Source organism: Brevibacillus sp. HB1.3, assembly GCF_013186635.1.
GTDB classification, from domain to species: domain Bacteria; phylum Bacillota; class Bacilli; order Brevibacillales; family Brevibacillaceae; genus Brevibacillus; species Brevibacillus brevis_D.
Genome location: NZ_JABMIT010000002.1, coordinates 615357 through 639690 on the forward strand (window position 1 = coordinate 615357; position 24334 = coordinate 639690).

Consider the following 24334-nt stretch of genomic DNA (forward strand, 5'->3'; position numbering starts at 1 on the left):
CTATTCATTGAGGGTAATCATTAATATGAAAACAGTCGCCTGGAAATGGACGAAAATGATCGTTGTTGCTCTACTAGTAGTAACAGCTGTTCGCTTACTCTGGATGAGTTTCCTTACTACCTTTGACTACGCTGAAAAACCAGTGGCTGTACAAGGTGTGCTTGATTTACGCGGATGGAAATTCACGGAATACCAAACATTACGGTTGGATGGGGAGTGGGAGTTCTCCCCTTCTCAGTTCATAGAGGGAAACAGCTTGAAGAAACCTGAGGGCCAGACATACCTTCAAGTACCCAATAAGTGGGATGAGGCATTTGTTCATGAGCAGGGTGTATCGGACTCCTTCCACTTCGGCACGTATCGACTACGCATCTTGCTTGATCCAGAACAGGAACAGACATTTGGTCTCAGGATCAATGAGCTTCGAACTGCCTCGACCGTCTATGCCAATGGGAAATTAGTGGCCCAGGTGGGACAACCGGCAACCAGCACCATAGAGCATCAAGCACGCAATATTCCCTATACTGTCAAACTGACACCAGAACAAGGTCAAGTAGAGTTGCTTATCCATGTTTCCAATGATGCCGGGGCAGGAGGAATTACAAAACCTATTCGCTTCGGTACGATAGAAGCTGTACAGATGCGGACGATCCTCTCCATCAGTTTGCAACTATTATTACTCGTCGTGTTTCTGATCCATAGTTTATATGCCTTGCTCCTATACTTCTTGGGTGCCACAAATAAAGGCTTGGTATATTTCTCATTGGTCATGGTTTGTGGAATATTTACTGTGCTGACAGCCGATGACAAGTTATTATTTGTCTGGTTGCAGTTGGATTATGATTGGACAGTTAAGATGACGTATCTCGTCTATGTTGGTGCAGTCGCCTTCATCCCTCCCTTGTTTCATCATCTGCTTCCTGCTTATCTAAACAGAAGGATTTTACAAGGTTTCAGTGGCTTGTGCAGCTTATACGCCATCTTCATCCTCCTTGTACCTGCTGGAACTATTTTAGCGATGAGCAGAATGCTATCTATCGTGCTGCTCCTCTCCGTCATTATTTCTGCCTACATACTCTGGAAGGCCATTCGGGACAAGGAAGACATTATATTTCTCCTGCTAGCTTGCCTGTTTGTAGGGGTGAATGTGATCTGGACGATTGCTTATACCATATTAGGCTTAGAATTTATTCACTACCCCTTCAACCTGATCTTTGCCGTACTTGCTTTTGCGGCATATTGGTTTAGACGATTTTTCCGGGCAACGACTGAGACGAAACATCTTGCTGAGAAATTGAGGCAAGAGGATAAGCGCAAGGATGAATTTTTGGTGAATACTTCTCATGAACTGAGAAATCCATTACATGGCATCATCAATATCACACAAGCGATTATCGAGGATACAAACACACCTCTTCATGAAGAACACAAAAAGCGTCTGGATATTCTCCTGCATGTCAGCAGACGTCTGACGCTCATGCTAGATGATTTGCTGGATGTAACCCGATTAAAGGAGAACAGCATTCGCCTGCATGAGAAAAAATTAAACCTACAGTCTATCTTCGCTGGTGTTTTCGATATGGCGAAACTGATGCTGGACGGAAAACCGATTGCTTTACAAGTGGAAATAGACGATTCGTTTCCTTCTATTCAGGGAGATGAAAACCGGCTGATTCAAATTCTTTTTAATTTGGTGCATAACGCCATTAAATTTACAGATGAGGGAACTATCACGATTCGCGCGAAAACGTCTAACGGATTTGCGCATATCCAAGTAGAGGATACTGGGGTCGGTATCGAGGAGAAGGCTCTGCAAACCATTTTTAAACCTTATGAACAAGCGGAACTGAATGCAATCAGAGCTAGTGGCGGATTCGGGCTTGGCTTACATATTTCCAAACAGTTGGTTGAGCTGCACGGCGGTACTCTATCGGTTCATTCCACTCTGGGAAAAGGCTCTGCCTTTACTTTTACCCTCCCACTAGCTACAGATTCCGTTCCAATAGCAGAAAGCAGCGCTCAGACATTCATGCAGACCTCACTAGAAATGGCCGCTGCAACGACTGATCGAATCACTACATCGACAGAAACCGTTTCTTCTCTTAATAGAAGAGCAAGAATTATCGTTGTAGATGACGACAGTATTAACCTGAACATCCTTAGCAAGATGCTTGAATCAGATCAATACGAAGTAAGCACGGCAACCAGTGCTCAGCAAGCCCTGTCCATACTGGAACGTAACCCGGTCGATCTGGTCATCTCAGACGTCATGATGCCTCACGTATCCGGCTATGAACTAACACGTATCATTCGGGAACGATTCTCTGTTTTAGAACTGCCTGTCCTGCTCTTGACCGCACGCAATCGTTCCGAGGATATTATAGCCGGCTTTCAAGCAGGGGCGAACGACTATGTTAAGAAACCTGTCGATTCTTGGGAATTAAAGGCAAGGGTAAAAGCCTTAACAGAGTTTAAAATATCCTTCGATGAACGTTTGCGTATGGAAGGAGCATGGTTACAATCACAAATCGAACCTCATTTTTTATTTAACGCATTAAATTCAATTGCCGCCTTGGGACTCCAGGACTTCACGAAAATGCAGACACTGCTTGAGGAGTTTAGCAACTACTTGCGTTTAAGCTTTGACTTTCATAATTCTGAACCCGTTATTTCGCTTCACGATGAACTTGATCTTGTTCGATCTTATTTGTATATCGAGACGCAACGATTTGGCGATCGATTGCAAGTGGAATGGGATCTGGACCCTGATCTCGATTTTTACTTACCACCCTTATCCATACAACCGCTAGTCGAAAATGCCATCAAACACGGCTTAATGCAGCGCACAAGTGGGGGAACAGTCTGGATTCACATCAAAGACAAGGAGGAGTATTTCGAAGTCTCAATCCAAGACGATGGGGAAGGGATGACAGAGGAAGATCTGAATCAATTATTCAGCCAAACAAGGCATGGCAAAAAAAGAGCAAGCGTAGGTCTGCGAAATATTGAACGGCGACTAAGACAACTATATAACCAGGGATTAACGATTGATAGCTCACCTGAACAAGGTACGATCGTCACTTTTAGAATCCCCAAATAAGGAATAAGCCACTTGGTTTATTCCTTATTTTTCTGCTTCCAAAGCTGATACCATTCTGTGATAGCCGGATTAGGCTGTTCTTGCAATTCGTTCCATAACACACTCGTTAATTGATCGTATTGCTTATGAACCGAAGAGTGCCTACCCATGTCAGCAAATATTTTCATAAGGAAAAAATAGGCTTCTTCCTCGAGCGGATAACGCTGACAAATGTCCAAACATAGCGTGATGGCTTTGTTCCATTCATCATTGGCGTAATACCAATCCACCATTTTCAAAGCGGTTTGCACCCATTGCAATTGTAATCTTTGACGCTCGCTTTCTGCCCATATGTAATTATGCTCTTGCAAATAATCTCCTTTACACAGAGCCATGGCTTGTTCATACTCGTCAATCGTCTCCGCAGATAAAGATAAGTCAGAGCGGAAAAAATGCTCAAACTGATCGACATCCAAGATGATTTGCTCTAGTTTTACCTTGTACCCTTCTGATGTATTGCTGATTTGGAAATATTTACTAAATAGCGCCAAGGTTTTGCGAATATGATAGATAGCCGTATACAATTGATGATGGGCTTTTTCCGGTTCAAGCTCTGGCCAAAGTAACTCAATGATCGCCGTTTTATTAACCGTAGTTCCCCTGTGTTGAACCAAATATAAGAACAACTGCTGTACCTTGGCAGTTCGCCAACGAAGTGGGATTTCCTGGCCTCCATCTACAAACGTTACTTGTTGAAACAGAGTCATTTGTAAATTCTCCGATTTCTGAGGGGAGAAGGTCTTCTGTTCCTCCATCATCGATTGAATTCGTTTCATGGTATTTTGCAGACGTTGCTTGCCAACCGGCTTTAATACATAGTCAAGGGCGTTCAGCTCAAATGCTTTAATCGCATATCTCTCATATGCGGTGACGAAGACAATTTGTAATTGAGGTTTCACTTCTAAAAGCTGTTCGGCCAACTCGATACCGTTTAGCTTTGGTGTTTGAATATCCAAAAAGACAATATCAATCTCATTTTTTTCAATCTCTCGTTTGCCGATCATTGGATCCGTAAACTTGCCAACAATTTCAAAATCGCCGATATTTAATAACTGATGCTCCAAATAATTTAATGCCAACTCTTCATCGTCGATTAAGATCGCTTTCATACTGTTCCCCACTTTAATATTCTATCTATTCTCTAAACTATTCCCTCCCTGAACATTTGCTCAAACATTCCCGCTCCACTACTTAGGTTACTACTCAACTTACCTTTAACTCTCCTCCCCTTGTATCATTGGATTTTCATTAAGCCGTGCTTTATAAGACTCGCCCCATACTTTCATTGACATAATGACTGGTTCGAGAGTGCTTCCGAATTCAGTAAGGGAGTATTCCACTCTTGGAGGAACCTCTTTATATATTTCGCGATGAATGATGCCATCCCGTTCAAGCTCTCTTAATTGCAATGTGAGCATAAACTGCGTGATTCCCGGATTGAGGCGCCTGAATTCATTGAATCTTTTCGTTCCGTTCAGGAGCTGATAGAGAATGATCCCCTTCCACTTTCCACTAATAACATCCAGCGTTGTTTCAACCGGACATGCTTGCATATCTGGACTCACTCCATATTTCTTTCTTCGGTCTCCCATCAGCTTATCCCCCAATGGTTTGATTTTTAATACTATACCATAAAAATATGCGTACTTACTTAAAGTAATTGGATCGTTTTACAATGCAACTGTACAACATTTCCTATTTGAGAGGATGGATACCCATGAATACTCACCAAAAGATGAAAGCTGTCGGTGCTTACCGCTACCTCCCTATATCTAATCCGGAAAGCCTTATTGATTTGCACGTCGATAAACCGGAACCTACAGGCCGTGATTTGCTTGTACGTGTAAAAGCAATCTCCGTCAACCCTGCAGATGTAGGCGTTCGCGAAAGTCATAACTATGAAGCCGATTCACCGAAAATTCTTGGTTGGGATGCCGCTGGAATCGTAGAACAAGTTGGTCCTGACTGCCAATTGTTTAAACCTGGGGAAAAGATCTATTATGCGGGCAGCGTGTCCCGACCAGGCAGTAATAGCGAATTTCACTTAGTTGATGAACGAATTGTGGGAAATATGCCGCGAAGTTTGGATTTCGCTGCCGCTGCCGCATTACCACTTACCTCGATAACTGCATGGGAGGGTCTTTTTGATCGTTTAGGAATTAGCCTAAATAATACAGGTGAAAACAAAAGCATACTGATTATCGGTGCAGCCGGAGGGGTTGGCTCGATTGCTATTCAACTTGCAAAATTAGCAGGTTTGACCGTAATCGGTACTGCTTCACGTCCAGAGTCAATTCAATGGGCTAAAGGTCTCGGCGCGGATTTTATCATAAACCACAACAACCCTTTTCTCCCTCAGCTCAAGGAAGTTGGTATTGACGCCGTCGATTATATCCTTTGCTTGAATGATACGGTTCAACATCTTCAAAATATGGCGGAAGTCATTGTCCCCCAAGGTAAAATTTGCGCTATCGTTCCTGCAAATAAAACTACCTGGGCAGGGAGCTTGAAAATGGACTTGCTGTTTTCTAAAAGTGTAACGTTTGTATGGGAGTTCATGTTTACACGGTCCTTGTTTCAAACCAATGACATGATCAAACAACACGAATTGTTGAATGAACTGGCGGACTTAATCGATGATGGGAAGATAAAAACTACGCTGACTGCACGACTGGAGCCAATCAATGCAGCAAACCTACGTCTCGCGCATGAGAAGTTGGAATCTGGGCGAACCATTGGGAAAATCGTTTTAGAAAACTTTTGATAGTATGAAAGCGAAGTAGGTATGTTTGGTTCCAAATAAATCCTCCCCAGGCTCTGTAAAAGCCACCCAAAAAATACGAAAGGAGCATGCCTCGGCAGCTCCTTTTGTTGTTGTTCCTTCCCTGTAGAACTTCAAATCTCTATTTTTGTCTCCAGAAACTCAAGGTACTTTGGGTCATCTTCCATAAAGATCGCAATCCCGGCACCCATGTAAGCCCGGGTCAGCTCGTCTGCTGCTTTTTCAAGGTTTTCCTGTTCGTAATACAATTGCCCTAACCGAAGATGAATGTAAGGATTTCCCAGCCCCTCCGGACACTGAACAGCATTAAAGAAACACTTGAATGCCTTATCGTAATTCTTCATTTGAAAATGGACATCCCCAATAGCCACATATATCCACGTTGCGGCCTCCCATTCTCGATGATTTTCCGGGAGTAATCGGAGGGCCGCGACGTACTTATTCTTGCCCTCCTCAAGATTGCCTGCTTTCACCAAATCATCGCCTTGTTTACACAGCACGGTAATTTCGGTATGGGTTGAATCTGAAAGTTGCACTGTCGTCTCTCCTATCCTATGTGATTTGAAGCCGCCGTAAATATTTGTCTCTTCACCAGGAACTCACTATTGTTTTTTGAGTTTCATCAAAAATAATTGCGCCCGGTATTTCCGCCAAATAGTCTATCGCCCAAATGATATGATTCGTGAATTCCCGTCCTTCATCAGGCGAGAATACGAAACGAATGCGTTCGGCACAGTCTTTGATTTCAGGCGGACAATCCTTGGTGACGCTCGCAATGTAATTTACATCTTCATCTACACTACGGCCAGTTTCAAAATGAGCTGTAAAATTCCAGCCCGGCCAACGGAGAATCAAGTATTTCTCTCTCGTAAACGGATTTGCTGATACTCCAATTTCCAGTCCGTTCTTTCTTTCAAAATCAAAATAGTCGCTTAACTCAGAAGCAAGACGCTCATGGGAGTAAGGATGGGACGACTTCGCAAGGTAGGCATGTATTACGGACATAAAATCTCCCCAATCGTACTGGATTTTCAACCGCCAATCCAATTCTGAAATTCTTGAGCAAGTTCATTTCGGTTCAATCGGGCAATCCAATCACATTCCAGTGCATTTGTGTCATCCGATACAGTAAAGACTAATACTCCCGATTCGCTCATATCGGAGAAAAAACCTTCCTTTTTCAATGCATCAAGCGCAGCCACGCAACACTCATAAACCTTCTCTTTATATTCCCTGTGTCTTTCCGCCGACTGCATACTCATCACTTCGTTATATAATTGATTGGAAATATCCTCAAAGAATTCAGCACCTTCAAATTCATGATCCCATTCCCCTGGACTCCAGCGATAATAAATCGCATCATCAGGGTCTCCGGCAATCATTTTGTTCAAGTGATCGGTTGAGTTTACCGCCGGACATACGGTAATTGCATCCGAGTCGGAATACAAGGCGTAACCGCAAAAGCTTTGTCCTGCATATTTGTTTCTTACTTGCTCGAATGCAGCCTTCGCAGCCGCCTCGATTTTTACTTGCAGCACTTGAAAATCCATGTTCTCTCCTTTGTCCTACTTTAGTCGAGCCTGCAACGACAGGATTGGAGGAGACTTCCCACCCTCCGGCTTCGAGGCAATTCTCGCGGTTAAGGCCAAAAATTTCGCCGTTACTGTGGTATGGTTCAGCTTAACGGTGCCAGCTCATCTGCGATCATTTTTGCCTTTTCCGCAAGCTCTCTCATATCATCCACCGGAACAAGCTCGGCTAATTCGTAAGCCAGCGGATCACGGGAAAACTTGTACAACTCATCCCGAAGCAGGTTCCTTTTTTCTTCGGAGGCATCTATATAAAGTTTGCGCGACTGCCTATCCTCATCCAAATCACGCAAATCGACATAGCCTGATTTTTGAGACTCCAACACAATGGCTGAAAGATCGATTAAAGCTGAGCAGGCAATATCAAGTTCTGCTCGAAACGTGCCATTAGCATTTTTGATATCAAATCCAATACTTCCACCGCTTTTCAAGTCTCCCTCGGAAAGCAGAACATCCAGACCCAAGTCCTTTAAAATCTGATCGAGCGTCACATTCGTTGAGTCCAGTTGTTCCAAATAGTCTATTAATGCCAGCGAATCATCGGAACCGCCAATTAAATCTCCCCACCATTTGCTTATGTACATGTTCTTCTCCCACTTTCTTTTCAGCATGGTAATGATCCAAATAAGATCGTTTCACTCAAAAGCACACTTATCAATGCCGCTTTCACCGAGCCACCGTCAGGCTATCCCCGCCGCCTTTAGCAGACGAATGATCAGCTCCTTGCGCTGTCCCTCCGCCTTGCGAACCATTGCAGCCAACTTCTCCACCTTGCCCCAGATCGGGTACAGTACCCGCTCAGCCTCGTCATCCGACAGCGTCTCGATTTGCTGTACGAATAACGACAGTTTGTCTTCGCTTTCCAGCTCCGACTGAATCTTCAGCTTTAGCGAATCGTGGGAGCGCAGCAGGCAGGCGATCAAGGTGGGAGTCGAGCGTTCCGTTATGCCATAGGTTTCGGCAAAAACGACTGTGAACTTGTCATGCACCAGCTGATGCTCATCATCCACTAGGTCCATGTAGGCTTCAACAAGCGGAAAATACCGCTCGGACGAAAGCCCCAGCCCGAACACAGCATAGCTGCCCGGCATTACGCTTTTTTCGCTTTCCGTATCCTCGTACCATTCAAACTCTTTCATCGCCTCACGAGCATATTCCTCCAATAAAGGATGTAGCTCGGGATAAGCTAGAGCATTCGCAAAAAAACGGTGTGTGTCCGATTTGGCTAGCCCCTTGATGGGCAAATACTCCTTCACGCTGGATTTCAACTTGATCTTGTAGCTTTTCGGGAAGTCCTTTCGGAGCAGGGAGAGAATAAACGAAATCGCCCGTTCGTACGCCCCGGCTTCTTCCTTGCGAATAACGATTGTGAAGAGAGAAAAAACATCGTTCGCTTTGCATTCGACCAATTCATGGCGCAAATGGACGTCTTCTTGCGAGAAGCTATCGCTGCCATCCTTCAGCATACGCGCGGCTTTCCCGCTGCCAAGCTGCTTCGCCAGCTCCAAAAAAGTCTGACCCTTGAGTTTGTTGAAGTCCGGCTCGTATCGAATAATCATTACCGCTCCGTACAACAAAAGGTCGATAGGCTGATTCGGCTCATCCTTGTCCTCAAAAACAGCATCTGGCTTGATTACATACTCATTGGTTCTGTATTCGGAACGGGTGACATCATAGTAACGCGGCAAAAATACATTCTCGACCCAGTCGGTCAAAGCCCTAATGATATCTCTTCGATGCTCCGCGAGAGCCTCAACCTGCTCTTTATTCAACTCCTGAATCCGGTCAAATAAAGCTATCGTCTTTGCGGCTTGCGGTTCGGGGAACAAATGCGGATCAAGCAGATGACGCGCAAAAAAGAAGGTTTCCAGCCTGTTTGTCGGGTTAGAGCCCTTTTCCAGCTTTTCCTCGATATAGGACTGAATTCGCTCTAGAAGCTGCCGCTTTTTCTCTTCATAGACAGTTTCCAGCACCGTTAATTCCACAAGCCCGTCCGTCGTTGCGAAGGTTGCTTGGAAGGTAAAACGGTAGTTGATCAACGGAGACGTTTCCAGCTTGTCCAGCCTCTCCCTAACGATTTCCACCAGCAGGGGCTGAACCTCATGCAATATCTGCTCCCGGGTAAAGGGTGAAGCTTTCATCGATTTTTTGCCTGCGGCACTCCCCACAGATTTCGAAGTTTCAACCATAGTCCTGCCCGGTCGATAATCTAGCATGACAAAGTTAAAGATGCCTACTTGCAGCGTGGTGCGTAAGACTACTTCCTCTGCGTTCTTTCGAGTTTCCTGTTCGTCAAACCATTTATGTATCGCCGTTTTCATCTCTTCCAGTGCTTCTTTTTGTAATTCGTTCATTGTCTCCCGCCTTTTTCGCTGTTCGATCTTAGCTAAATATAATCATACTATGAGAATGGGAAACTTTGTTTAAACTGTATACCTCCTCCTGAGATCGGCTAAAGTTCAATCCTACATAACTTTGCCCAGTTTCACCAATAAACTTCTCAATTTGTACTTTGATTCGCAAAAGTTTCGGGTAGTCAGATACATTATTGAATTTTGAGAGTAATGCATGAGGTTAACTCATCTGCTGCTTCATTAATTTTAGTTCCTACCGTGTTGAATCTCCTACCACTTCTCATTCAAAGCTTTCAAATCTTCTACGAAGAACCTAAGTAGATTAGGTCGTCTTCTCACTGCAAGCGGGTGATAGGTGAAGCTTACGGGTGTACTCTGAAACTCATACCAGCTTCCTCGCTGTCCCATAGACAGGTCATCTGAATGTATTGCTGCCTGCTTATTGCTATTGCAGTTATTACACCACTAGTGTTCTGTATTTTATGAGAGCAAGAAAAACTTTCTATAAATAAATGCCACTCTTTTTAGTTGATTACATTTGTGTAACCTTTAGAATGAATAATCCGTTATAATTATTGAAAGGCAAAAAATGTACAAAGTGGAGGAAGTGTAATTACATGGTAAAAAAGTGGGGTATACTTGGTTTGGCTTTATTGATTAGTATCTATGCAATTTATCTTCAAATAGACAAGAAAGAGCTTGAGTCAAGACTGGAAATTATTTCTGGATATAATTTACATCTTCTTTTTAGTTCTTATAATGACTTGGCCACGACGATTAATTCAGATAAACAAAAACCAGAGATTATTAACGATACTAAAAATAAACTTGATAGAATATTACAGTACTCATCAAATATTGACTCTGCTTTAGGTCGCGGCGACTTGAAAACAATCGCATATAAGTTTAAAGAGATATTTTCGCATCCTGACAAGATTTACACCTCAGGTAATAAAACAGAGGAGTTAGTTGAAATTACGGGTCTATTACAAGAATTAAATGAAATTATTAATGACACCTATTATGACAAGACTAATGATGAAGGTGGTAAAGCCGAATTGTACATAAAAGATTTTGACAAAATGGATGCATACATCGAAAAACTAACCAACTATACTGAGCAGTTCACACAAAAATAGTCTCTATATGAAAATGAAATACAAAAAAACGAGCCTTAGAAGCTATTCTAGAGGCTCGTTTTTGCTCTGATTGTTTTGTTGTTCTAAAGAGAGTGGAATTTTGTAGGCTTCTCCATATGCGGCGCAATTTTAAGAAAGAAATTTGGGTAGTTTTTAAACGAGGTTCAACTTTTTTCTTAACTGCTATTTTTCTATTCTCCCTTGATCCAATGCAATGAAATAGTCTGTAAGTCCCCGGACGATTTTCTTAGCAAGTTTTTTTAGTTCTTTGGAATCATCTAACCAATCTTCGTCAATTTGTGCAATTTCGATTAGCGTTTTTGCTCCAGCCACGTTAGTATCTCGCAGGATTGCAAGGTCCTCTTTGTATGCTAACTCATCCATACTTCTACCAATTTTTCTCGCTAAAGTTTTAGAAGCTTTTCCATCTGGATGATAAAATGTCCCGACTCGTCCATACTCAGTATTAACGTGAATACTAATCAATACATCAACACTTCTATTAGCGTGGAAATTGTTATTAATCCAATCTACTCGGTAGTTGATATCCTCATCCGCATCGTCTCCACCAAAATCCCTATCCACTTCACGCGTCATATAAACGCGTGCGTCTTCTGCTTCAAGTAGCTCTTGAAGGATTTTGCTAAATTCCAGAGTAACATCTTTTTCTTGTCGACCTTCATATTCCTTGCCTGGAAAGTCGCCACCATGTCCTGCATCAATAAGGATTTTCTTACGCTTCAATTCTTTAGACATTGTGATTCCACCTTTTTAATTTGATAAGGCATTCTTTCTAGAATTTCCTTTCAATATATAAGGTGAAAAAAATGATTGATAATACAACCTTTCATTCCCTCTTTTTTTATTTATTAGAATCATAATGGTTCCCGATCAATCAACCTGTTACTCTCACTCGCCAGTCTATAAGATTTGACAGCTTTAATCATTCGGAAGACTATCTCTTGATGTATGTCTTCACGTAAATCTATATCCGTGAATTTCAACGACTTCCGGATCTTTGGCTCAAATCTTTCTATGATCTCTACCATTGCACTCTCATCATTATTTTGCGCTCGCTTTACCAGCGTTAATAGGCTCATGTATTCCGTCTCCCTCTAGCTGTTTTCTGAGCTTCAGTAATGCTCGTTTCTTTGTTTTAGATACGGCTTGCTGGCTAACGCCTAACAGACTTGCAGCTCCCGCTTCTTTGAGATTCCTCAAATATAGAAGTTTAAGTATCTCCTGTTCCTTTTCTGTGAGGGTTTGAACAGCATCCAAAACTCGTTTGTCAGCTAATACATCTTCCCACTCAGATGTGTCCTCCCGTTCACTTTTGTAAGTGTCGCTAATAAGGTTGTCTACAACCATTTCAATCTCGTCTGTAGGCTGGCATATGTTGCCTATCTTTTGATTACGAACAGCCAACTCGATAGCTGTAAAATGAATGAGTGACGAAATAAATTTGGTCAATTGGACCTCAGCGTAAAACGCCTGAAGTCTACTATCCAATTCATCACTCCTCTGCTTGTCACCCGGTGAAGCAAGCACTCGTTGGTATAGTAGTTGATTGTCTGCTTGAGCTAGAAATGCATCCAGCAACTTCTGATTAGCTACGTCTGTAAGTTTGATCACGAAATGCCTCCTTCTAAAAGGGATCGTACGTTCCTATTTTTGATAAAAAAAATAGACATGCCATAATCACACTGACACGTCCCAAACCACACTATCCATTTTACTAAACAATACAGTTTATTTGCTTAATAAGCCTGTAGTGTAAACTTTTGTAATTAATTGTTCGGCAGATTTCCTTCCCTGGACACTTCCCACACCTTATTGCAGAATATATTCAATCCCGTTTAGAATCTGAATTTGTGCTTCCTCGCTGATGCCAACGTAATTACCCGCAATAGCCAGACCGCCCGTGATAATAAGCAACACAGATTTCTTTTGCTTGCACAAAAAATTATTCATGAATCTACACTCCTTTCAGCTTTCCAATTTTATTTAGACGATTGCCGTTTACACACACATCTTGAGTTACCTCGATCCACTCCACCTTCTCACCCGCAGCATTGGCTATTGTACGGACTGGCAGCATAGAAACGCCCTCCTGCAAAAAGCCCGTTACCGTGAGCAATACCTCGTTCAACTTAATTGCAACCGGAATCTGTTTGGGCTTATCCACTATACCCACCTGCTTCATGGTTGGAATCTGTACCTGCAGGTATTGCAACAGGCGCTGTGTTGCATCAATCTGCGCCGCTGTGGGTTGCTGTGTCTTGAAATCACCTACTAGGCAAATACCTAGCGCATGACGGTTGCCGTTGCCATCATGGTAGGAGATTGCCTCTGGATCGTTGCACCAGTAAATCACCCCATCCTTTTGAATCACAAAATGATAGGCATTGCCCGACCATCCGTTAGTACCTACTTGATAGCGTGCGAACTCCTCTGGCGATCCGCTTTTTGTAGCTGAATGATGCATAGCTGCCGATCGGATGTTAGTCAGCTTACGCAGCCCATACCGTAGTGTTTTGTGGCGTGGTAAAGAGGCGCGCCCGAACGTCAATCACACGAGCGCCTGGTATTGTTATATTCATTTTTATTTTTGCTCCTTTCTTGATACTACGAAGACGAAGTAGGCACGTTTGGTTCTAAAACGCGATAATGTGAATAAACGGCTCTCTAAGGCCCCTTGATAATAAGGGGCCTTTTTGAGTACAACGGTATGTGCTGGCGAGACAAATTCTCCTCAAGCTCTGTAAAAGCTTGCCTTTACTTATGATAAGGCTCACCTTAACGGATCTATCGGCGAAAAGTAAGAAGGAGCTGCCACAGAACATCTCATTCCAGCAAAAGTAGTTTTAGCTGTGTGTCTATGAATAGCGTTTTCGCATTGGCTGCTGTTCATTCGGACTCATTACCGCCAGTGTTTACTACTCCTCTAGGCTCCACCAACATGATGTGGCATTCCTTTTCGGCGAAAGGCTTATGATCGGCTCCCCCCGGGACAATAAACATCTCACCCTTGGAAATTTTCACTTGTCCATCACGAAAAGCAATGAACATCTCTCCTTCGAGCACAATAAATACCTTATCCGTACCTTGATGCCCGTGCCACATAAAATCCCCAGCAATCTTAATGAGCTTAAAATGATAGTCATTTATTTCAGCAACGACTTTCGGAGACCAGAGATCGTTGAATGTAGATAGCTTCTCATTCAGATTAATAGCTTGGTAATGCATGTGAATCCCTCCTCATTTTTCTCGACTTTTTAGAGCTTACGCAAGGCACTTGTTATATTTTGTAAAGCGTATTCGATAGCTAATGGGCCACCAGTAATAGCGGACGCATCCATTAAATGAACATTTCCTTTCTTAACGGCATTGAGATTATTCCATACATTGCTTTGTTTTAAGTCATTCATTAATTTTTCCTTTTTGGTAATGTCACCGATAAGGAAAATATGGTCTGCTTCAACAGTTGATATTCCTTCAAACGTAGTAAATTTATTAGTCGTACCTTTAAATATATGGTCTGGTGTAAGTCCCAGTCCCTTCTCTTTATCAAACGCAAGTATATAGACCGGATTTCCTTCACCTAGGACATTAAACGTTTTTCCATCCCACGACAATATAAGGGCTACTGACTCTCCTTCAATCGACTTTAATGCTTCGCGCCCAGTTGTAATTTCTTTCATCATTTTATCAATGACTTTTTCCGCTTCATCTTCTTTTCCAATAATCTCGGCTACTGTACGGAGTCCATATTGCCAATCGTCATAGATGTCCTTGGATTTTAACGTAATAACTGGCGCAATCTTTCCTAGTGAATCATACATTTTTTCATGATGCTCAGTTGCTAAAATAATGTCAGGCTCTATCGATAGGATTTTTTCAATATTAGGTGATAATTTTTCTCCTAATTCATCAGCTGAATCCAGCTTTCCTTTTAAATAGGTTAAAGAAGATAGATACTCTTTTTCAGTAGAAGCAGCAGGCGGCTCACCTAATGCAACTAGTATTTCAGGATAAAAATACCATAATGAAGCAATATTCTCTGGTTGTTTCTCAATAACAATTTCTTTACCTAAGGCATCCTTAAATGTTCTTGGCCATTTAGTTGTATTTACCTTACCTGCTGTTGTAGATGCGCCTTCTGTCGTTGATCCTTTATGTTCAGCAGGTGTTTCATTACAACCTCCCAGTATGCCTGCTACTAATAGGATGGAGATTAGCAGGCCTTTCATCTTTTGCATACGAAAATTCCTCCAACATCATGTTATCTTTCGTTTGCCATTAGTATAGAAAAGGAATTTTTAGATGAGAATGGATGCCTGTTGAAATTAGCATGGATTATTGATGAACTTCTCTCGATATTCAGTAGGAGAGATACCAAGTTGTTTCTTGAACACTCTACTAAAATAAAACGGGTCAGCAATTCCAACCGTTTGCGCAATTTGTTGTACAGACGCTTCACTTGTAAATAGCATTTCTTGCGCCATCTTTATACGATGTTTTAATATGTATTCCGCTGGTCCCATACCTGCATGTCTTCTAAATACATAAGACAGTCGATTTCGATTCACGTTATATTGTTCTGCAAGCGATGCTATTGTAAGGCTTTGATCATAGTATTCATGAATATAATGAGATATCCGTTCGAACAAAGTTTGTGATTCACAGCTATTCTGCCTATTCGCAACACATAATAATGCTTCATTCAGTACATCACGAAACAGCATTTCGGTCTGAAACATCGAAATGCCACCAGGCTGATTATACACATGCCAAAGGCGCATAATTAATTCAATCAGACGAGGAGATTGACCCGTTGATAATTCAAAATGCTGATGGGAAAAGCTTGTCTCTTCTAGTTCTGAGTTATGTATCCGGTATAAAACAAGGATATATTCCCAGTTTGTGTTACCGAACATTTTTTGAGCTAGTTTCATTCTTGCACCGCCATGCACAACTTTTCCTGGCGAAAAGATATAAGGCGTTCCATTAAATTGAAATTGTACCTTCCCTGTAAGTGGAAACACAAATCCAGGAAAAAAATCTGTATATTCAGCGTAAGGTACACCTGGATTTTTCGCATATCGATATACTCCTTCTACTTGAAAAGGAATGTGTGCCAAATGCTCCGCTAACTGATTAACGTCGATTTTCACGTTGCATACCTCATTTCAATAGTCGTTTGCCAGTAATACGTAAGATCGATCGTTGTACATCCTGTGCAGCTTCTTGATCAGAAGCAGATGAGGGCTCTTGTTTATTTTATCATTATTAATAACGATTATCATTTTCAGTATATGAGGGCAATAAAAATGCCGCACCCGCTAATGTTCAAACAGCGGGTAACGGCAGGTGTTAAGATAACTTTCTGCTCACGGAACTTTGGACCAAAAGAAGACATCCTATTGGACGCTTTGGCTAGTTTTTTTCCTCCGACAAATATTGTTCAAGCCGTTCAAAAGTTCCTCCACCGCCCCCGGTCCTTTACATAATCTTGTAAGCCCAAATTTGATATTATGATGTTCACCCCAATATTTAGACCAACAATCTAACTATGCTATTATCCCCTTTAAGTAGGGAGTAAGAAGCAAGACCCTTTACTGTTAACTTGGAGGGGATTTTTCAATGGGCGACATTAGAAAAACATATTCGGGGTACCGCCAACAAAATGCCGATTTTGTACGCTAAGCCCTGGATGACAGAAAAAACGCCGGTATCCTGTACGCTAAGGATTACTGGCATTATCAATTGGGGGTTTCTTTTTGGGCTACAGTAGAGATACGTGAAAAATGGGTAACTCTTTAAAGGTACGCGTCCAGCAAGATGACCTACTCAAAGATGGTCATACAAACGGCGGTAAGGGTTTCCAGATAGAAAGTTCACTCTTTTGGGGAATTAGAAATCGAATAAATACTTACAGTTTCAAAATACAAATTCTTCATCTCATCCTCTTGTATCTCAGGGTCCATTTCTTTAAACCAGTCTTTTTCCATGTCTTCTTCACTTAAAACGTTGCCTCTCCAAAAACTCAATCCTAATTCAGGGAATTTATACACAAACCCACCATGTGCACTATTTCTATCATACGGAGAGAGAATGTCAATCATCTTTACAAGTTGACTTGCCCTGGTGTTAAATACATCAATATCCCTGAATAAACAATTAAAATGTCTTTTCAAATCATTTACAACTTCAATATAAATTAGCCTTCCTTCTGAATCATATTCACATCGAAAGTTCCTATGAAATGATATTCTAGGATTAAGACATTTTTCCTTATATGACTGAATGTGTTGTTGCACTTCTTCTTCGCGCATACCTAGTTTAATTGCACCGACAGAACACCCTTCATTTATTACTAAATTATTCAAGCTATTCACCTGCCTAACTTCTAGTATTACTTCTTGCTAAACAATCCCCCCAATCTTCCAAGTAAATTTAAGTCTAGCTATGAAGAGATTGAGGGGATGTAGTTACGGTTTAGGTTTAATCCGAACTATCTTTAATTAACTCCAAAATATTCGTACACTAAGACGGCCGCTGCTACTAAGTAATCGTTATATTTGTGCGCCAAACTATTAAATTTATTCTCTGGGTCCTTTACTTCTTTAAGAGCGTCAACTTCGAATCTCATTAAACCTTTATAATCTTCATTTGACAAATACTCAAGTTCTTGCTCTTTAAATCTTTGGGCAGCATGGCTGTTGCCCCAGCTTGGAGTTTCTTGGTGGTCATCATACATCATTCTAATGGCAGGAAAGTTGCCAGTATTGCTTATTCCAGAATCTTTTAATGCTTTTGCCGAAACAACATGATGCCTTTGACCACCTAATGGTTGCATCTCACTATATAAACCAGCATCAAAATTGTATCTCTGCCATTCATATTTATTACTTCCACTTGAATTGGCATAATACCAAACAGTATTATCTTCCGTTACAGTGATGCTATATTCAAAGTAATCTGAAACAGCATCTTTACTTTGAATCCATCTATATACATTACCTGTTCCAATACTTTTTACGTTAAATAAGGTGTTTTTATCAAATGTCCATTCTCCATTTTTGTTGTTGTACTTAGTTAATTTTCCACTTATAGAATCAATTGGATCTTTCCCGACATTTAGAATGTCAATTGAGAATGCTGAATCACTCGTAGAATAACGCAGATACCATATGTTGGCAATCATGTTTGTTTCTTTAAAGCGTTTAATCAGGAGATTTTCTTCGAAATTAAGTTTTTCTGGTTCGGGTTTCCTCAAGCCTAATTCCTCAACTATTTCATCCAACTTTTCTTCACTAATGTCAAGACCACGTAATGCCACTGGTTTTTCTAATTCTTGAAGATTAAACTCCTCAGACACAAACGCGTTTTTCTTACTATCGCTTTCTAATAATTGTTCGAAGCCTTGCTCTCTAATGAAATCCTCAATATCTGAGTGGTTACCAATATCCTCTAATTTAATATTTTCCAAAAATGTTGAAGAGTTTTCTTGTGCCAAAGCTGTGGGAAAACTACCAAAAACCAACAGTAAGCATAACAATCCAAACGATATTACTCTTTTAAAATTCATTTTAATTCATTCCTTTCGATAAAGTATGAATTAGCATCTCATTCTTATTCTTTTTTCATCATTTTTAATTGAATTGCTAGAATGTATTTATCCAATTGCTGGCTTAATTCCACGACTTCATCATCCAACAAATTATTCTTCTCTAAATACAATTGCATCAGTTGTTCGCGCAATTGTTCCACATATTTTTTTAAGTGACCGATATCTTGATAAGTTCCTCCTTCCCGATCTTTTGGTGGCGTGGTACATTTACTTATAGGAGCTGTAACTGCTCCTCCTGTGGGCGTTCCTTTATCCTGGCAAAGGGGTGGGACGCCCTTTTTATAGGCAATAGCTCCTATGGTTATCAACTCCCATTTTCTTACAATAAAGTACATTTATAACTATATACTAGCATTCAGGAAGTGGGCGGTTGATAAAATTTGAATAGTAAAAAAAATCATCCTCAAAAGAGGATGATTACCTTCGGTCAGTATTTACCCACCAACACCGTGTTCATATTGTATAACGGTTCCTTTAGGGATTGCTGCTTGTCCACTCGTGACGCTGCTACACAGTCCCAAAACTAAAGCTATTGATAGCAAAATCGACCTCTTCATTTCGTATCCCCTCCATGATTCGCTTGTACTCCCTTTTTTGTTGATCTGTTGCATGTGATCGGAAAGCTTCGAATAGTGTAACGCAACGTATGAAGGCACTGTCATTCTTCATGATAGTCGATAAAACCAAGCAGCTTAAAGTATCCTCCATTCCGTTCACGTACTGACCATTGTGAAGTCGATACATAGCTAGTTCATATCGAAAACGAAAATAGCGATCCGTCTGGATGAGGTTAGCGTAATCATTAAAATCATTGATCTGATTTGAAAATTGTTTGAGAATCCCATCCACTAAAAATCCATCCTTATTGGCCGATTCCATTATGGCTATTAGGCCAGAAAGGATCTCTTTTGGGTGATCCATAAGGAAACGAGTGTAAGTTGGCAGAACATCGATGTCACCCAGGAGAACATCTAACGTATAGTGATTAGCCGTTGCCCACAGTCGAAACTTTTCTACCTCCATCTGTCCTGTTTCATCCAACAGTTCAAACCCACTCAGATCAGCGTAACCAGAGATGTATTCCTTCGCTTCTTCATACAATCCTTGCTTTTCCAAGGCAGCACTCTTCAAAAGGAATCCCTGACCGTAGTATACAACTAAATGCCGCTCTGTCTTCAGAGGAAGGATTTTTCTGTTGATATTTCGCCCGCGCAACTGATCCTGATAAACAGCAGTTGCCAACTCTCTTAGCTCATCTGCATAACGCTCTACCTCTTTCCATTTGTGAAGCGAAAAGCATACATTAGCAAGCTGTAATAGAGCATCCAATTGATAGTTTTCCGGCAGTCTCTTTCGATATGGATCAAATTGTATGACAGCCCCCCAATTTTTCTCGGAATCAGTACCTTGTAGAGCTCGAAATAATCGATACTGTGCGATGACAAAGCGCTCATTGTGACTGTTTTTATCCGTATCAATGACGAGCTGATAAAAAAGAACCGACTCCTTAGGTTTCCCTTTAGTAAAGAGTTGCTCGGCTACCAGAAAGAGAATGGATGTATTTTTCTGATTGTCCAGTAGCTTCGAGACAATCGAATCAATACAATCCCGCCGACCAATTTCCGCGCACCGAACTAGGTAGGGGATAACCCTTGATCGCGACACTCTTCCGTCCACAAAACACTCTGCCGCGTACAATTCGTACAGCCACCCTTGAGATTGCTCAAACGCATGAGCAAATGCATCCAAGTGACCAATCGTCATTGCCCGTGGTGGAATTCGATTTAAGAGGTCGCTCAATACTCCCTAATTAATACCTGTTATCTCGCTAAGTCTAGTCAGTGTGTAACCACGTTCTTTCAGATGATGTTCAATCTCTGATCGTAATGATCGTTGAACTGTCTTACCTTCCCCTATATGACATCTACTCCTCCTTAACACAAGAAACACCGAGCTTCCTATATTTTACAGAAGGCGCGAGTGGATGTAAATATTTTACAAAAACAGCTATTGCCCTCAAGATTTGTTCATTTAGAGTTCACCCTTGTGAATGCTAATCAAAAAGTTGACCATTTTTGGGGCAAATGCTCATCTTCGAGTTGATGTGTATTTGACAAGTAAAAAGTGTAGAGTTCGGCAACCATTATGTGCATAAGGCTAAATTTTAAATTATTAACGATGGGAAAGAGCATTCCGAAGACGATAACTCTCTCCTGTGAAAGATACGATGTGGGCATGATGCACAAGACGGCCAATCAAGGCAGCGGTTAAACGGTTATGTCCGAAAACCGTATTCCATTGGCTGAATTCCAAATTCGAGGTAACAATGACACTGTTTCGCTCATAACATTCTGAGATTAGATGGAAAAGTAGGTCAGCACCATCATTGTGAAACGGAACAAATCCTAACTCATCTAAGATTAGTAAATCAGCATCCATTAATTCTTTCTGAAATCTCGGTAGATTACCAGCATGAAACTTGGTTTGCAATTGGAAACCAACTCTGCAACCCGATAGAACCTCACATTTTTCCCCTGTTTACACGCCTCTACACCAATTGCCGTGGCCAGATGCGTCTTTCCTGTGTCTACGGCACCCAGCAAAATAACATTTTCCTTCCGTTCTACAAACGAGCCTCTCTTCAATTCCTCAATCGTTACACTGTCAGGTAACGAAACCGACTCGAAAGAGTACCCTTCAAAAGTCTTTATTTGCGTAAATCTTGCTTTCTGTAATTTGTATGGCTGGTTTTCCGGTAAGGATGTCCCGGACGTTCAGAAACTGTTCGAAGAGAATGCAAGATTAAAGGCGGAGTTGGAGAAAAAGAAATGAAAGAGGGGCTGGCACAACCAGCCCCTTTCTTCCGTCTTCCATTAATATTCTTTAATACCAAAGAACGAACCCCGAATGGTCCCCGTCAGCTTAGACTTCTGGCTGGCAAACTTAAACTTCCTAATTCCACAGGTACCTCTATCCCCTCAGAATGCTTAAACCCAACGGCCCGCATCTTAGGGTCATCAACCGTATAGATGACATTAAGCCCAAGTCCGTCCTCATAGAAGAGATTAAGGAAAATGGGAATTTCGCATCATGTTGCTTCCCACACCTGGCAAGCAGCTAATTTCAGAAATTTCGCCGTCATTTATGGTACGGTTCCCCCCGACTAATACGAAACGCCCGATAAACCTGCTCAAGCAATATTAACCTCACCAACTGATGCGGAAAAGTCATCTTCGAAAACGACAGCAACGCATCCGCCCGCTTCAACACCTGATCAGCCAACCCCAACGACCCGCCAATCACAAACGCCACCTGACTGCGCCCATGCAAAGCCAGCTTGTCCATCTCCGCAGACAGCTTCTCCGAAGACCACATCTGCCCATCAATCGCCAGCGCAATCACATACTGATCCTGCTTGATCTGCGCCAGGATGCGCTCGCCTTCCTTGCGCTTCACCTGCTCCATCTCTGCCGCACTCATCTCTTCCGGCGCTTTTTCATCATTGACCTCGATCACTTGCAGCTTGCAGTAAGCAGACAGACGCTTGCTGTATTCATCAATGCCCTCACGCAAATATTTCTCCTTCAGCTTTCCTACTGTAATAATCGAAATTTGCATGATCCTACATTCCCTTCTCTTTCAAAAGCGCAATCTGCCCAGGCTTTCCACATTCCCGGCAACGCTTGTCTACTCCATCGCCCTCAATCGCCTGTGCTGCATACGTATCCGGCGCCGCCTCAAAATCATTTACGTAATCATCCAACTCCTGCTCCAAATGCTCCATGCAAGCAAACCGCACCGGATATTCCACCAACAGCTCAACTTCTTTACCTTCTATTTGCAAGCTTTTCATCTTCATGTCCATATCAAATGCCTCTTTTCCGTTCATAATTGTCGCTTCCTATTCTACCCCAGAACCGCAACAAAACAAATGAATCCACCAAAAAGACCTCGATGTGTTTGCAATCATACGCCTTTATATTTTATAGCTTATATTTTTTAACTTCCGACGAACATTTAAAGCTGTAGAGAGAAAAAAGAAGAAAACGGCGAAAGTCTTTGGGATACCATCCGAAGCGCAATGGAAAAAGGGAAACCTGCCTTTAGCGTCCACCTCTGAGACACTACGTAGCTGCGCGACTTTGGACGCGGGTTTCTTTTTTTACATGGAGCTGGGCAGAACCGCCTCCCAGCAGGTATCCCAAGAACTTGAGCGTTTTCTTCTTTTTTCTCTCCTCCACCGAAAGCTCGAAAACGAACAAAAAAAGAGAGCGCCGTATCAGCTCGGCGCTCTTAAGAAGGGATCTATTTAAAATAGATAGAGGGGGGAACTTAGATACTGCATATATGCAAACGGGACAAAATGCATCCCGGAATTGCCCGTCAACGTTTGATTCCTTCACATACTGCCCGCAAAATGGCTTGGTCAGTGCTTTTTACTGCTGTGGTGGAGCGGTCAGCTTCACTTTGGCAGTCTTTTGGAGACCGTCACGATAGTACGTAACGTCCATCGTATCGCCCGGCTTTTTGTTCATCGTCAAATACTTCCGCAGCTGTGCACTGCTGGAAATGTTCTTGTCATCCAGCTTGACGATGACGTCGAATTGTCTCAAGCCCGCTTGACCCGCAGGAGAGAATTTGCCTACCTCTGTTTGTACGACGACGCCAGTATTCACATTGTCAGGCAGATTCAAGGTTTCTTTCCATTCGTAACGTGGCACATTGGCCAAGTCGAGTGGCTGCACACCGAGGTAAGAACGTTGCAGCGTGCCTTTTTCCATCAGCTGGTCCACGATTACTTTGACATCATTGATCGGGAGGGCAAAACCTAACCCTTCGACACCTGCTTTGGAAATTTTCAAGGTGTTAATCCCGATGACCTGACCCTCGATGTTTACGAGGGCACCACCGCTGTTACCAGGGTTGATCGCTGCGTCTGTTTGAATGACGTCCAGCTCCCAGTCGTCCTGGCCATCCTCGTTAAAGTCCATGGGCATGGAGCGTTCTTTGGAACTGATGATACCTTGGGTAACGGTCCGGGAGAACTGCATACCCAATGGGTTCCCGATAGCAATAGCCGGTTCGCCCACCTGTAAGGTTGAGGAATCCCCAAACTCAGCAACGTCCGTAACCTTAGAGGCGTCGATTTCCAGTACAGCCAGATCGGCGTAACCATCTGCGCCGACTACCTTCGCCGATACTTTTTCCCCTGTTGGCAGGGCGACTTCCAGCTTTTGCGCCTTATCGATTACGTGGTAGTTGGTAACGATGTAGGCTTTCCCGCCTTTTTTCTGAAAGATGACACCAGAGCCTTGGCCCTGCTCTACATCCATCGAGTTCTGCATCCAACTGTTTCTGCGCTGACCGATGTTGATTACACCAACAATCGCATTTTCTACTTGTTTCACCGCCTCTACTGTACCCGATCCCACACTTACAGATACTGGCTTGGCAAACAGGTTAGAAGCAGAAGCGGAGGCATTGCTGCTTATCGCATTTTCTGTTCCAGGCTTAACCATATTAATATATCCCGCATTGGAGAGAGTCGGCAGCGTGAGCAGGACGACCATCCCCCCAATTACCGCGGACGTTACTGACGTTACGACCATACGTCCAATGTTAGAACCGCGTTGTTTTTTTCGCTCCACGTGAGTGAAATCATCATAGAAACCCATGATTCATACCTCTCCTTTCTATC

24 protein-coding genes and 5 pseudogenes are annotated in these 24334 nt (G+C 42.3%); 4 read left to right on the forward strand and 25 right to left on the reverse strand.

What is annotated here, in order from left to right:
- Nucleotides 1-25: 25 nt before the first annotated feature.
- Nucleotides 26-3100 carry a hybrid sensor histidine kinase/response regulator gene (locus tag HPY31_RS07390; protein WP_172139756.1) on the forward strand — a complete coding sequence of 1025 codons (3075 nt, stop codon included), beginning with the start codon at nt 26-28 and terminating at the stop codon, nt 3098-3100.
- A 17-nt stretch (nt 3101-3117) separates the two neighbouring features.
- On the opposite strand, the gene HPY31_RS07395 is transcribed toward HPY31_RS07390, so the two are convergent.
- Together HPY31_RS07395 and HPY31_RS07400 are read right to left on the reverse strand one after the other, a co-directional pair.
- On the reverse strand, nt 3118-4248 hold the full coding sequence (locus HPY31_RS07395; protein WP_172139758.1) for a response regulator: 1131 nt from the start codon (nt 4246-4248) through the stop codon (nt 3118-3120).
- A gap of 105 nt (nt 4249-4353) precedes the next feature.
- Nucleotides 4354-4731 carry a winged helix-turn-helix transcriptional regulator gene (locus tag HPY31_RS07400; RefSeq protein WP_172139760.1) on the reverse strand — a complete coding sequence of 126 codons (378 nt, stop codon included), beginning with the start codon at nt 4729-4731 and terminating at the stop codon, nt 4354-4356.
- Between the two features lie 125 nt (nt 4732-4856).
- Here HPY31_RS07400 and HPY31_RS07405 point away from each other — a divergent pair, with 125 nt between their 5' ends.
- Nucleotides 4857-5903, forward strand: a complete 1047-nt coding sequence (locus tag HPY31_RS07405) for a zinc-binding alcohol dehydrogenase family protein (protein ID WP_172139762.1) — start codon at nt 4857-4859, stop codon at nt 5901-5903.
- A 131-nt stretch (nt 5904-6034) separates the two neighbouring features.
- On the opposite strand, the gene HPY31_RS07410 is transcribed toward HPY31_RS07405, so the two are convergent.
- The 6 genes and pseudogenes from HPY31_RS07410 to HPY31_RS28795 form a co-directional block, all read right to left on the reverse strand.
- Nucleotides 6035-6457 carry a tetratricopeptide repeat protein gene (locus tag HPY31_RS07410; protein ID WP_172139764.1) on the reverse strand — a complete coding sequence of 141 codons (423 nt, stop codon included), beginning with the start codon at nt 6455-6457 and terminating at the stop codon, nt 6035-6037.
- Between the two features lie 52 nt (nt 6458-6509).
- Nucleotides 6510-6956 (reverse strand): hypothetical protein, encoded by a 447-nt coding sequence (locus tag HPY31_RS07415; RefSeq protein WP_253901708.1) that lies wholly within the window; start codon nt 6954-6956, stop codon nt 6510-6512.
- On the reverse strand, nt 6953-7471 hold the full coding sequence (locus HPY31_RS07420; RefSeq protein WP_172139766.1) for a DUF4303 domain-containing protein: 519 nt from the start codon (nt 7469-7471) through the stop codon (nt 6953-6955). The genes HPY31_RS07415 and HPY31_RS07420 overlap by 4 nt, the downstream gene beginning before the upstream one ends.
- A 125-nt stretch (nt 7472-7596) precedes the next feature.
- Nucleotides 7597-8094, reverse strand: coding sequence for an imm68 putative immunity domain-containing protein (locus HPY31_RS07425; protein WP_172139768.1), 498 nt, complete (start codon nt 8092-8094; stop codon nt 7597-7599).
- Between the two features lie 96 nt (nt 8095-8190).
- Nucleotides 8191-9864: a DUF6138 family protein gene (locus HPY31_RS07430; protein ID WP_172139770.1), complete on the reverse strand. Its 1674-nt coding sequence runs from the start codon at nt 9862-9864 to the stop codon at nt 8191-8193.
- A gap of 270 nt (nt 9865-10134) precedes the next feature.
- A pseudogene (locus tag HPY31_RS28795) lies at nt 10135-10263 on the reverse strand (uracil-DNA glycosylase); the annotation flags it as partial.
- A gap of 218 nt (nt 10264-10481) precedes the next feature.
- Here HPY31_RS28795 and HPY31_RS07435 point away from each other — a divergent pair.
- Nucleotides 10482-11003, forward strand: a complete 522-nt coding sequence (locus HPY31_RS07435) for a hypothetical protein (RefSeq protein ID WP_172139772.1) — start codon at nt 10482-10484, stop codon at nt 11001-11003.
- A gap of 183 nt (nt 11004-11186) precedes the next feature.
- Here the strand turns inward: HPY31_RS07435 and HPY31_RS07440 are convergent, their stop codons facing one another.
- The 13 genes and pseudogenes from HPY31_RS07440 to istB all read right to left on the reverse strand — a co-directional run bounded on the left by HPY31_RS07440 (nt 11187) and on the right by istB (nt 21347).
- On the reverse strand, nt 11187-11759 hold the full coding sequence (locus tag HPY31_RS07440; RefSeq protein WP_172139774.1) for an N-acetylmuramoyl-L-alanine amidase family protein: 573 nt from the start codon (nt 11757-11759) through the stop codon (nt 11187-11189).
- A 119-nt stretch (nt 11760-11878) separates the two neighbouring features.
- Nucleotides 11879-12103 (reverse strand): helix-turn-helix domain-containing protein, encoded by a 225-nt coding sequence (locus tag HPY31_RS07445; protein ID WP_172139776.1) that lies wholly within the window; start codon nt 12101-12103, stop codon nt 11879-11881.
- Nucleotides 12066-12635, reverse strand: a complete 570-nt coding sequence (locus HPY31_RS07450; protein WP_172139778.1) for a sigma-70 family RNA polymerase sigma factor — start codon at nt 12633-12635, stop codon at nt 12066-12068. The genes HPY31_RS07445 and HPY31_RS07450 overlap by 38 nt, the downstream gene beginning before the upstream one ends.
- A 198-nt stretch (nt 12636-12833) precedes the next feature.
- On the reverse strand, nt 12834-12974 hold the full coding sequence (locus tag HPY31_RS07455) for a hypothetical protein (RefSeq protein WP_172139780.1): 141 nt from the start codon (nt 12972-12974) through the stop codon (nt 12834-12836).
- Between the two features lie 4 nt (nt 12975-12978).
- Entirely contained in the window at nt 12979-13572 is a 594-nt protein-coding gene (locus tag HPY31_RS07460) for a peptidoglycan recognition protein family protein (protein ID WP_253901709.1), read from the reverse strand.
- Between the two features lie 338 nt (nt 13573-13910).
- Nucleotides 13911-14249 carry a cupin domain-containing protein gene (locus HPY31_RS07465; RefSeq protein WP_172139782.1) on the reverse strand — a complete coding sequence of 113 codons (339 nt, stop codon included), beginning with the start codon at nt 14247-14249 and terminating at the stop codon, nt 13911-13913.
- A 29-nt stretch (nt 14250-14278) separates the two neighbouring features.
- On the reverse strand, nt 14279-15262 hold the full coding sequence (locus tag HPY31_RS07470; protein ID WP_172139784.1) for an ABC transporter substrate-binding protein: 984 nt from the start codon (nt 15260-15262) through the stop codon (nt 14279-14281).
- Nucleotides 15263-15349: 87 nt separating this feature from the next.
- Nucleotides 15350-16177: a helix-turn-helix transcriptional regulator gene (locus HPY31_RS07475; protein ID WP_172139786.1), complete on the reverse strand. Its 828-nt coding sequence runs from the start codon at nt 16175-16177 to the stop codon at nt 15350-15352.
- Nucleotides 16178-16900: 723 nt separating this feature from the next.
- On the reverse strand, nt 16901-17392 hold the full coding sequence (locus tag HPY31_RS07480; RefSeq protein WP_172139788.1) for a hypothetical protein: 492 nt from the start codon (nt 17390-17392) through the stop codon (nt 16901-16903).
- 131 nt (nt 17393-17523) lie between these two features.
- Nucleotides 17524-18594, reverse strand: a complete 1071-nt coding sequence (locus tag HPY31_RS07485) for a hypothetical protein (RefSeq protein ID WP_172139790.1) — start codon at nt 18592-18594, stop codon at nt 17524-17526.
- A 44-nt stretch (nt 18595-18638) separates the two neighbouring features.
- Entirely contained in the window at nt 18639-18971 is a 333-nt protein-coding gene (locus HPY31_RS07490) for an aspartyl-phosphate phosphatase Spo0E family protein (protein WP_253901710.1), read from the reverse strand.
- Nucleotides 18972-19143: 172 nt separating this feature from the next.
- Nucleotides 19144-20553, reverse strand: a pseudogene (locus HPY31_RS07495) (helix-turn-helix domain-containing protein).
- 255 nt (nt 20554-20808) lie between these two features.
- A pseudogene (gene istB / locus HPY31_RS29165) lies at nt 20809-21347 on the reverse strand (IS21-like element helper ATPase IstB).
- Between the two features lie 22 nt (nt 21348-21369).
- On the opposite strand from istB, the pseudogene HPY31_RS29290 reads away from it, so the two are divergent.
- Nucleotides 21370-21468, forward strand: a pseudogene (locus HPY31_RS29290) (DUF4062 domain-containing protein); the annotation flags it as partial.
- A gap of 41 nt (nt 21469-21509) precedes the next feature.
- On the opposite strand, the pseudogene HPY31_RS07505 reads toward HPY31_RS29290, so the two are convergent.
- From HPY31_RS07505 to HPY31_RS07520, 4 genes and pseudogenes are all read right to left on the reverse strand, one after another.
- Nucleotides 21510-21709: pseudogene (locus HPY31_RS07505) on the reverse strand (phage tail protein); the annotation flags it as partial.
- A gap of 65 nt (nt 21710-21774) precedes the next feature.
- Complete coding sequence (rlmH, locus tag HPY31_RS07510; protein ID WP_048035457.1) at nt 21775-22254, reverse strand: 23S rRNA (pseudouridine(1915)-N(3))-methyltransferase RlmH; 480 nt, start codon at nt 22252-22254, stop codon at nt 21775-21777.
- Between the two features lie 4 nt (nt 22255-22258).
- The gene (locus HPY31_RS07515) at nt 22259-22525 is read right to left on the reverse strand and encodes a CxxH/CxxC protein (protein WP_253901711.1); all 267 of its coding nucleotides are present in this window, start codon (nt 22523-22525) and stop codon (nt 22259-22261) included.
- A 547-nt stretch (nt 22526-23072) separates the two neighbouring features.
- Nucleotides 23073-24311, reverse strand: coding sequence for a S1C family serine protease (locus HPY31_RS07520; RefSeq protein WP_172139792.1), 1239 nt, complete (start codon nt 24309-24311; stop codon nt 23073-23075).
- Between the last annotated feature and the right edge of the window lie 23 nt (nt 24312-24334).

Bases quoted from the DNA above. Each gene is read 5' to 3' on its own strand.
- HPY31_RS07420 (WP_172139766.1), bottom strand. From the start codon at position 7,471: ATGGATTTTCAAGTGCTGCAAGTAAAAATCGAGGCGGCTGCGAAGGCT.
- HPY31_RS07465 (WP_172139782.1), bottom strand. From the start codon at position 14,249: ATGCATTACCAAGCTATTAATCTGAATGAGAAGCTATCTACATTCAAC.
- HPY31_RS07430 (WP_172139770.1), bottom strand. From the start codon at position 9,864: ATGAACGAATTACAAAAAGAAGCACTGGAAGAGATGAAAACGGCGATA.
- HPY31_RS07455 (WP_172139780.1), bottom strand. From the start codon at position 12,974: ATGAATAATTTTTTGTGCAAGCAAAAGAAATCTGTGTTGCTTATTATC.
- HPY31_RS07395 (WP_172139758.1), bottom strand. From the start codon at position 4,248: ATGAAAGCGATCTTAATCGACGATGAAGAGTTGGCATTAAATTATTTG.
- HPY31_RS07485 (WP_172139790.1), bottom strand. From the start codon at position 18,594: ATGAATTTTAAAAGAGTAATATCGTTTGGATTGTTATGCTTACTGTTG.
- HPY31_RS07490 (WP_253901710.1), bottom strand. From the start codon at position 18,971: ATGTACTTTATTGTAAGAAAATGGGAGTTGATAACCATAGGAGCTATT.
- HPY31_RS07400 (WP_172139760.1), bottom strand. From the start codon at position 4,731: ATGGGAGACCGAAGAAAGAAATATGGAGTGAGTCCAGATATGCAAGCA.
- HPY31_RS07445 (WP_172139776.1), bottom strand. From the start codon at position 12,103: ATGAGCCTATTAACGCTGGTAAAGCGAGCGCAAAATAATGATGAGAGT.
- HPY31_RS07390 (WP_172139756.1), top strand. From the start codon at position 26: ATGAAAACAGTCGCCTGGAAATGGACGAAAATGATCGTTGTTGCTCTA.
- HPY31_RS07435 (WP_172139772.1), top strand. From the start codon at position 10,482: ATGGTAAAAAAGTGGGGTATACTTGGTTTGGCTTTATTGATTAGTATC.
- HPY31_RS07425 (WP_172139768.1), bottom strand. From the start codon at position 8,094: ATGTACATAAGCAAATGGTGGGGAGATTTAATTGGCGGTTCCGATGAT.
- HPY31_RS07470 (WP_172139784.1), bottom strand. From the start codon at position 15,262: ATGCAAAAGATGAAAGGCCTGCTAATCTCCATCCTATTAGTAGCAGGC.
- HPY31_RS07440 (WP_172139774.1), bottom strand. From the start codon at position 11,759: ATGTCTAAAGAATTGAAGCGTAAGAAAATCCTTATTGATGCAGGACAT.
- HPY31_RS07520 (WP_172139792.1), bottom strand. From the start codon at position 24,311: ATGGGTTTCTATGATGATTTCACTCACGTGGAGCGAAAAAAACAACGC.
- HPY31_RS07405 (WP_172139762.1), top strand. From the start codon at position 4,857: ATGAATACTCACCAAAAGATGAAAGCTGTCGGTGCTTACCGCTACCTC.
- rlmH (WP_048035457.1), bottom strand. From the start codon at position 22,254: ATGCAAATTTCGATTATTACAGTAGGAAAGCTGAAGGAGAAATATTTG.
- HPY31_RS07515 (WP_253901711.1), bottom strand. From the start codon at position 22,525: ATGAACGGAAAAGAGGCATTTGATATGGACATGAAGATGAAAAGCTTG.